Origin of the sequence: uncultured Campylobacter sp. (genome assembly GCF_938030145.1) — a bacterium.
In the GTDB taxonomy this organism is placed as follows: Bacteria; Campylobacterota; Campylobacteria; order Campylobacterales; family Campylobacteraceae; genus Campylobacter_B.
In genome coordinates, this window is sequence record NZ_CALHGM010000025.1 from 1 (window position 1) to 7,461 (window position 7,461).

Below are 7,461 nucleotides of genomic sequence, written 5' to 3' on the forward strand. Positions count from 1 at the left end.
CAAACCGCTCCAATAAAGCATTTTCGCATTCAGTGCACAGAAGTTCTGCCATTTCTGATGGATCCTCATATGCGTCGATTGTGGGATGAATAATATATTTATCCTGATATTCCAAAGAGGCCATTCGCCATAGATAAAACATAAGACTACCTTTGTAGAATATCTCTCTTCCGTCAATTTGCATTTGGGTTTCCTTTTATTGGGATGTGGGTTTCGTTGGTTTTGGATTTTAAATCCCCACACTCATAAAAATCGTCAAGAGTGAAATCAAGTATATTCAGTAGTCTTAATGACTTCTCCATTATCTTTTTCCAAATTTCAGGCATATTATCATATATCTCATCGTAGTCATATTTGCTATAAAAATAATCGATCATCTCTTTATACTCTGCTATAACTTTTAGTTCTGTTTCTGTAAATAGAAATTTGTATTCCGGTCTCTGGGCTATCTCTAGAGGATTATATACATATTCGACTAATTCGCCCAGTGTTGCATATTCATCGATAGTGGAATTATCTATATATCTAATCTGATGTTTTCTCGATGCAAGACAATATAAAGGCTCGACAATAAAAGCCTTTTGTGCATTATTTTTCTGCATTTGGGTTTCCTTTTTATTTAAGTGCTGTCTCCGTTAGTTTAATATAATAGATCAAAGTCACCTAAATCATATCCGAAAATATGTAAGGTCTTTAAAGATAGCTCTCTAACCTCTATCCAGGATTTGTTCTGATAGACTAGATAGTCATAAGTATCTCCCTCTAACAAGCTTTGATCTTTAAAGTATTTATAAATAAGCTCTGCAAGCTCTTTTAAAATCTCTCTTTCATAGGGCAAGAAGCAGAATCTAAATTTTTCGTCAAGGGCACGCCAGCATTCATCGCATAGTAGTTCCGCCATTTCTGATGGGTCTTCGTAAGATTTAGCCGTAGCATGCACTAAATATTTGACTTGATGTTCCAAAGAAGCCATTCGGCTTAAATAAAACATAAGACCGCCTTTCTCAAATATCTCTTTTCCGTTAATTTGCATTTGGGTTTCCTTTTATTGGGATATGGGTTTCATCAGTATCATATGGTAATATTTTACCGGAATCATCAAAATACTTTTTTCTACTAGCAGGAATTCTTAAAACCCATCCGTTATTAGTATTTGCGGTGCTTGGCAATTTAGGATTGTTTTCCGGTGCATGTATTCTAACTCTTTCTACACCATCTTTATCGACAAATTTTATTCCTTTACCGTCATTTTGTAGCACTACTTTCCAGTCTTTCGGCGCTCTTGAGAATATCTCTTAAAATGATGCGCATGCTAGACCGGTAAAATCTCCTACATTAGTCGATGTTTCCTGTCTAGCCAGCCATTTTAAATTTCTTGACATTTAGCGCAAGCCATTTCCATCTACTATAAAATCTACTTTTACTATATTATTTCAATTCATTAAGCGAATTTGAAAACATTCTGCCTTTTTCTATTACGTGTTCTTCTTCTGATGTAAAATTAATATCCTCGGGCAGAAATTTTAAGTAATATTTTATCTGAGAAGCCGCCCTCCTTAGCTCTTTGTTTATGCAATAAGCGAATCTGCTTTTATTATTATCATAAACCTTAAAATATGCATAGTAGCAAGGATCTTTCCTTTCGGCATCTTGAGAAAACCGATAATCCAATGCCCAATACATTAGACCGCCGGCGATCAAAGTCACTAGTGTTAAAAATACCTGTTGAAAACTATTTTTCATTTTTTACTCCTTATATATTTGGTTTAAATTTCTCCATGCCTTCGTCGCTAAGGTTTGGTAGAAAAAATATAGGGCTGTAGCCATACTCTCCCTTTGTCCCATATACAACGACAGACCTTCCTGTTTTTGTATAGATTAAATTAGAAAGCTCCTGCGCATAATTTGCACTGCCACATGCAGACAAATGGATAGCTATTGCCCTCCCCTTTTTCCAGGTACTATCATTTTTTATAAATTTTTCATACAATTCTTCTGGTGTGTATGCGGCAGATCCTTGAGAGATGAGAGCGGCGGTTAAAAGAGCAAGGGTAAAGAAAGAAAGCTGTCTTGTAAATTTCATCGCTTCTGCTCTTTCAATCGCCTATTAAAAATTCATTTTCCACGCCATCTTTATTCCTATACAAATTAATAATATATCCCGTCTACGCAGACATCGGCATTTAGTTCGGCGCACATTTTTAGCATTTCTTTACTAAAGTCGATAGAATATACATCGTCCTTTTCCGTCGTATCTACCGCTACATAAATATTAACGGTTAAATTTAATTCCGATATCCTCTTTTTGATATCGCCAAAGTTCGTTTTTAAAATTTCATACAAATCTTTTAACGCATCGTCCGTGTATACACACTCTTTCTTGGCAGTACAACACGACCAGTTACATCTATTTATGACTTCGCCACGTCTTTTATTTATGTCACCAATTTTATTTTTCTCAATCTCCCCGCATAGGATCAAGTCCGAAAAATCAAAGTTATATTTATCCGAAGATAACCAAAAACCAACATACATAGTAGTCATTTACGCTCCTCATAAATTTACAAACCCACTAAACCTATATAATTACCCATTAACGGCTAAATTTTAAATTATACTATTTCTACCGATATTTGAGCGTCGATTTTGCCGTCGTTTTCTTTTAAAATTTCAGGAAATCCCAATTTTATAATCTGCTCTTCGGAGAGGCTATAAGAATAGTGGATATTTGCCTCTACGCCCAGCGGGCGGACTATTTTTGCAACTTCGCTAAAAGGCAGCTTAACGTCCAATAATGCCAAGTAAAAGGCGTCCTTATCGCTATCAAAGACATTTATATAGCAGCCTTTTATATTTTTATCTCCGTTATTTGGAGCTTTGATTATTCTTTCATGGCTAGCAGAGCAATCTAAGAAGTATGAAAAACCGGGCTTAACCATATCGATGCATCCAAAAGATCTCATCTGCTCTATGTTTAAGCTATAGCTATCTACATAGTAGGGATCGTCTTCATCCGATTTTACGATTTGTTTTATATCTTCTAAATCAAGATCTATTTGCCGCGAATCGGCGTAGCTCTCATCGATACCGAAAGATGTTATCTCATAATATGTCTTATAATACATATCGCGTATATGAAATTTAATTCGCTTATCTCTTAAAAGCTTTGGATCTATTTTTAGACCGAGTTTTTGCGCGTCCGATTTCGCAATCAATTCAGGCTTGAATATAAATTCTTTGCCAAAACGACCGCTTTGCCCTTTTGGAATTTTAAGTCCATAGAGTTCCTGTCCATCTCTTACCGGAAAAAGATAACGGAAAATACCTTTTATGCTTTTCATTTTTGAATCCTTCTTGTTTTATCCGCAGGTTTAGTTTGTTTGCCAGTTATATAGTCAAATTGACCCAAATGCCACCCCTGCTTATCATATTTTTCTAGCGCCCCATGCCGAGAATCCCACTCATAAATATTACCCTTTTTGTCTTTCCATCGCTTCCTTAATCCGCCGCCGCCCTGATTTGGAGTTTTTCGCCTGTCCTTAGTCAATCCAGGAAAGCCTTTCAAGTCTTTAGTTTTTGGCGGTGGTATATACCCAATAATATTTTCCCCAAATCCCGTTTCTCTACCCTGAACTCCGCCGCCGATTGTTAATTCTGGTTTTATAGGCGATTGAGGCATTTGAGTATAAGGGCGTCCTCCGCGCTCTTTTTGTAGCTGCACTCCGCCGCCGATTGTTAATTCTGGTTTTATAGGCGATTGAGGTATTTGAGTGTATGGTAGCTTTTCTTCTCTATTTTTAGGGAATATTTTTATATGATCATTTTTGTCCCAGCTTCTTGCCTGTATATTTTTATTTTCTAAATCGTTTAGAATTCTATCATAATTTATGTTTGATCGTTCCTTTGTAGTGCCGCCATTATCAGGATATTTTCCAGGATAATTCCAGTAGGCATTGTATTGATCACCTTCATACCAGTTTATTAACCAATTTCCAAAATCTTTTGATAACTGTCTAGTTTTAATAAAAAAGATAGAAGCGGAGGCTGCCTCTATAATAGGCAGAATAGCTGCCACAGCAGCATCATCGCTCTTCCTCTGATCCAGCGAGTAAAAGTATCTGGTATCGGCTACGACGGTTTTGTCGTTAGGATTTACTTTAGGCGAATAGTCGTTAAGGCTTCTACCGTTTAATCTTAAAGCCTTTTCCGACATACTTAGCATGCCTAGGGCATAGTTGGTAGCGAATTGATTTTGCGCGGGATCTTTAGGTATGAAAGTACCTCGTTTATTATCGCTGCGATGAACGAGCTCGTGTCGCAAAGATGCCATAAATTCTTTTGCATTGCTAATGTGCTTTGTATTGATATATACGGCATTCGGATCGTCTGAGTTAAATTTTCCTCCGCTTCCTCTATTTAGATTGGCAAATTTAACCTTTACCCCCATTTGATTTGCTATATCCTGTGCGGCTCGTTGCTTTTTAAATATATCGGCGCGAGGATCGTTTAGTACGTCAAGATTTGCCGCAAGCGACATACTATCTTTATCGTATCCACTAACAAAGCCTCCTATATAGTCAAATATTTTATAGGCTTTTGCATTCTCAGTAGTTGCTATTAAATTTATAGCTTCGTATATCGCGCTACCCCTATTAAGCTCATCCTTTATCTCATTCCTTCCCCCTTCGCTAAACAACCTCATATCCACGCTTGCATCAACGTTAGAGTTTAGCTTGGTAGAGTATAGCTCTTTGCTTAGCTTGGAGCTGTCTCTGTTTAATCTCGTAAGATCGTCTGAGTTATATAGAGCCTTATTGTTAGGATCAGATTGTAAAGAAGCAAGCTCATCCTTGCTTAAAGAGCTTATATCTTTATCTCCTACTATAAGCTCTCCTTTTCCTATAGTAGCTAAGCTTTTACTTATAGAGTAGGATAGGTTTCTATTATTAGCGTAGTTAATCGATGAAATTTTAGACTTAGGATCGGTAGCGCTATCTTTAGATTGAGCGCTCCAGCCATCCTTTCCTGCGCTCATATCTGTACTGCTTGTTTGCATACCGCTCATTTGATTTGAGCTAAAGGAGTTTGATCCCGCGGTGCTCTCTTTAGCTTCGGAGCTCTTACTATCACTAGCTTTGCTACCTCCATCTTTACTTCCGCTTCCCTCTCCCTGTTGCGGATCTTTAAAAGCATAATTGGTTCCTATGCTTAAAGAATTTGATTTGTCGTATCTGGTGTTACTTAAATTTGAAAAAGTTAGGGTATCTGTTTTTAATCTAAGCTTGCCGTTATCTATGAAATTTCCATTCTCATCATAGTAGCCTGCAGCTATTAATGAGCCTTTCAGATCGGTATTAGCTCCTACTTCTATATCAAGCTGCTTAGCGGTTATACTAGATAGCACGGTCTGTTTTACCATAGTGCTTGATTTTGATCTGGAGTAGTTAGCGTTTATGCTTGAAAGTTTGGAATTTGAATACCTTACTATATTGTTGCCTATGTCATAGGGATTGTCCGGATCGGAGGTTGTTTTACTGCCGCTTATGCCTATACCTGCCCCTATAGAGCTTGATTTGCTATCGTAATTATAGCTATCTCTTAAGCTATGAAGGCTTAGATCATGTCCTACCTTTAAAGCTAAAGCATTATCCGCTCTAAGGTTAGCTCCTTTTATTAAAGCGTCGTTACTAGCTAAGGCGTATATATTATGTCCTGCATAAACTTTAGCGTTATTGTGGCTAAGGCTTTGCTCTTTCATATTACTTTTAGAATAATCAAGCCCTGCGCTTCCTCCTCCGCCTCCATACATGGTAGCGGATACTCTTCCGCTTACGGTTTTAGAGTTTTGCTTAGCTTCATAGCTATCTTGCGAAGCATCCATAAATAGATTATGAGTGTTTAGATATATATCATTACTAGCATATAAATTTGAGCCTTTGATATTTATAGCGGTATCTTTATTGCTATCAGTTAAAATTTTAATATTCTTACCGCTAAGATTAGAGGCTACGGAGCTATTTGATTTGGAACTATCTTTGGAAGAGGTTCCGCTAAGCTCTGCGGAGGCGCCGACGCTAAAGCCCCAAGTAACCCAGCTAGAGGATGCAGCAGATCCTTGAGAGATGAGAGCGGCGGTTTTAGAGGCTACGTTGGCAGTAGCCAGAGCGATATTTGATAGATAGTATTTCTCCTCGTCCTTTACGTCCTCTATTATGTTTTGTAGATCTTCGATATCGGAGTAGTCTATGCCTACCTCTTTAGCCTTATAGCGGTTTTTTAACTCGACAAGTTTGTCTTGTAGAGCATTTTTCTGATCCTTATACTCCTTATATTGCTTTTTGGTCTGATTTAGCTGTTTTATCGCTTCTTGCAAGGCGATAGCCGCAGGAGCAATCTGGGCGTATTCGTTTTGAACGGTAAGAGATAGGGAGCCTTCCAGATGCTTAGAGTTAGATGAGGAGCTTGTAGTGTCGGTGGAATTTATTATATTTATATTCCCATCTTTGGATATTAAGTTAAGATCCTCTTTGGCCTTTAAGTTTGAGCCTATAACGCTTAGGCTATTATCCCCTCTAAGAGTTATATTTTTAGCTTCCATATTAGAAGAGATGGCCTTGGTGCCGTATAGGTTCGTATTGGATTTATCGTATGAGGCATCGGCTAACTTTATTTTGATACTGGTATCCTTCTTAAATTCATCTAAGGACTTAGGCTTCATCTGACTTAGAATATCTTTTACTTTAGCAACAGATACAGAGGTACTTTTTTGCAAGCTTTGTTCGCTATATTCGTTAGCGGCGGCGGATATCGTTAGGTTTTTGGCGTCTATATTTATATCTCCGCCCGCTTTCATATTTGAAGTTATAAAAGCTGTAGGAGAGTTTAAGCCTATATCACCCGCGGCTTTGATATCAGATAGTTTAGATATACCTTCTTTTACCTGCTTGCTATTATAATCCGATCTATATATCTCAGTAAAGGTCTTGCCGCCTATCTTTTCTACTCCTATAGCGGCTATAGCATTTTCCGGAGCTATGATAGATGCTGCTACCAAACCGGAATATGTTAGAACCGATATAGGGTTGAATCTTGTTCTTTTATGGGCGCTTAACTCCTGCTTATACTCCTTGGCTGCTAGGATATTTATGGAATTTCCCGCGCTTAAGTTTAGATTGCGTCCGCTTGAAATATCCGCAGATATTAGACTTAGATCGTTCTTCGCTCTTAAGTTTATATCTGCCGTTTCGCTAGATAGGGAGGAGCTTTGCAAATTTTGCTTATAAAGCGAGTGCATATCCATACTAGCTTTCAATCCGCCCAAAGAGGATTTGGAGCTATTTTTATAGTTTAAGGAGTTATAGCTTAGAGGCGATATATTGATATTGTTTCTCGCCTGCATATCTATAGCTTCTTTAGCTTTTAACGCAGAGCCTGCTATATTGATATCGGCTTCTTGCGAGC

Annotated in this window: 8 protein-coding genes and 1 pseudogene; all 9 read right to left on the minus strand. The window is 37.8% G+C overall.

Translation table 11 applies throughout. The features are described from left to right. Nucleotides 1–184: pseudogene (locus Q0323_RS05200) on the minus strand (phytanoyl-CoA dioxygenase); the annotation flags it as partial. Beyond that, entirely contained in the window at nucleotides 174–602 is a 429-nt protein-coding gene (locus Q0323_RS05205; RefSeq protein ID WP_298052202.1) for a hypothetical protein, read from the minus strand. The pseudogene Q0323_RS05200 and the gene Q0323_RS05205, both read right to left, overlap by 11 nt. A gap of 38 nt (nucleotides 603–640) precedes the next feature. Then, a complete protein-coding gene (locus tag Q0323_RS05210) occupies nucleotides 641–1,033 on the minus strand; it encodes a phytanoyl-CoA dioxygenase (RefSeq protein ID WP_298052204.1) in 393 nt (130 codons plus the stop codon). Beyond that, entirely contained in the window at nucleotides 1,023–1,259 is a 237-nt protein-coding gene (locus tag Q0323_RS05215) for a hypothetical protein (protein ID WP_298052206.1), read from the minus strand. The genes Q0323_RS05210 and Q0323_RS05215 overlap by 11 nt, the downstream gene beginning before the upstream one ends. Before the next feature lie 169 nt (nucleotides 1,260–1,428). Continuing rightward, nucleotides 1,429–1,743, minus strand: coding sequence for a hypothetical protein (locus tag Q0323_RS05220; protein ID WP_298052208.1), 315 nt, complete (start codon nucleotides 1,741–1,743; stop codon nucleotides 1,429–1,431). A 10-nt stretch (nucleotides 1,744–1,753) separates the two neighbouring features. Continuing rightward, nucleotides 1,754–2,083, minus strand: a complete 330-nt coding sequence (locus Q0323_RS05225; RefSeq protein WP_298052209.1) for a hypothetical protein — start codon at nucleotides 2,081–2,083, stop codon at nucleotides 1,754–1,756. A 65-nt stretch (nucleotides 2,084–2,148) separates the two neighbouring features. Next, complete coding sequence (locus Q0323_RS05230; RefSeq protein ID WP_298052211.1) at nucleotides 2,149–2,544, minus strand: hypothetical protein; 396 nt, start codon at nucleotides 2,542–2,544, stop codon at nucleotides 2,149–2,151. A 68-nt stretch (nucleotides 2,545–2,612) separates the two neighbouring features. After that, complete coding sequence (locus Q0323_RS05235; RefSeq protein ID WP_298052213.1) at nucleotides 2,613–3,341, minus strand: hypothetical protein; 729 nt, start codon at nucleotides 3,339–3,341, stop codon at nucleotides 2,613–2,615. Continuing rightward, nucleotides 3,338–7,461, minus strand: a 4,124-nt coding sequence (locus tag Q0323_RS05240) for a hemagglutinin repeat-containing protein (RefSeq protein WP_298052216.1), incomplete at its 5' end; no start/stop codon positions are given. The genes Q0323_RS05240 and Q0323_RS05235, both read right to left, overlap by 4 nt.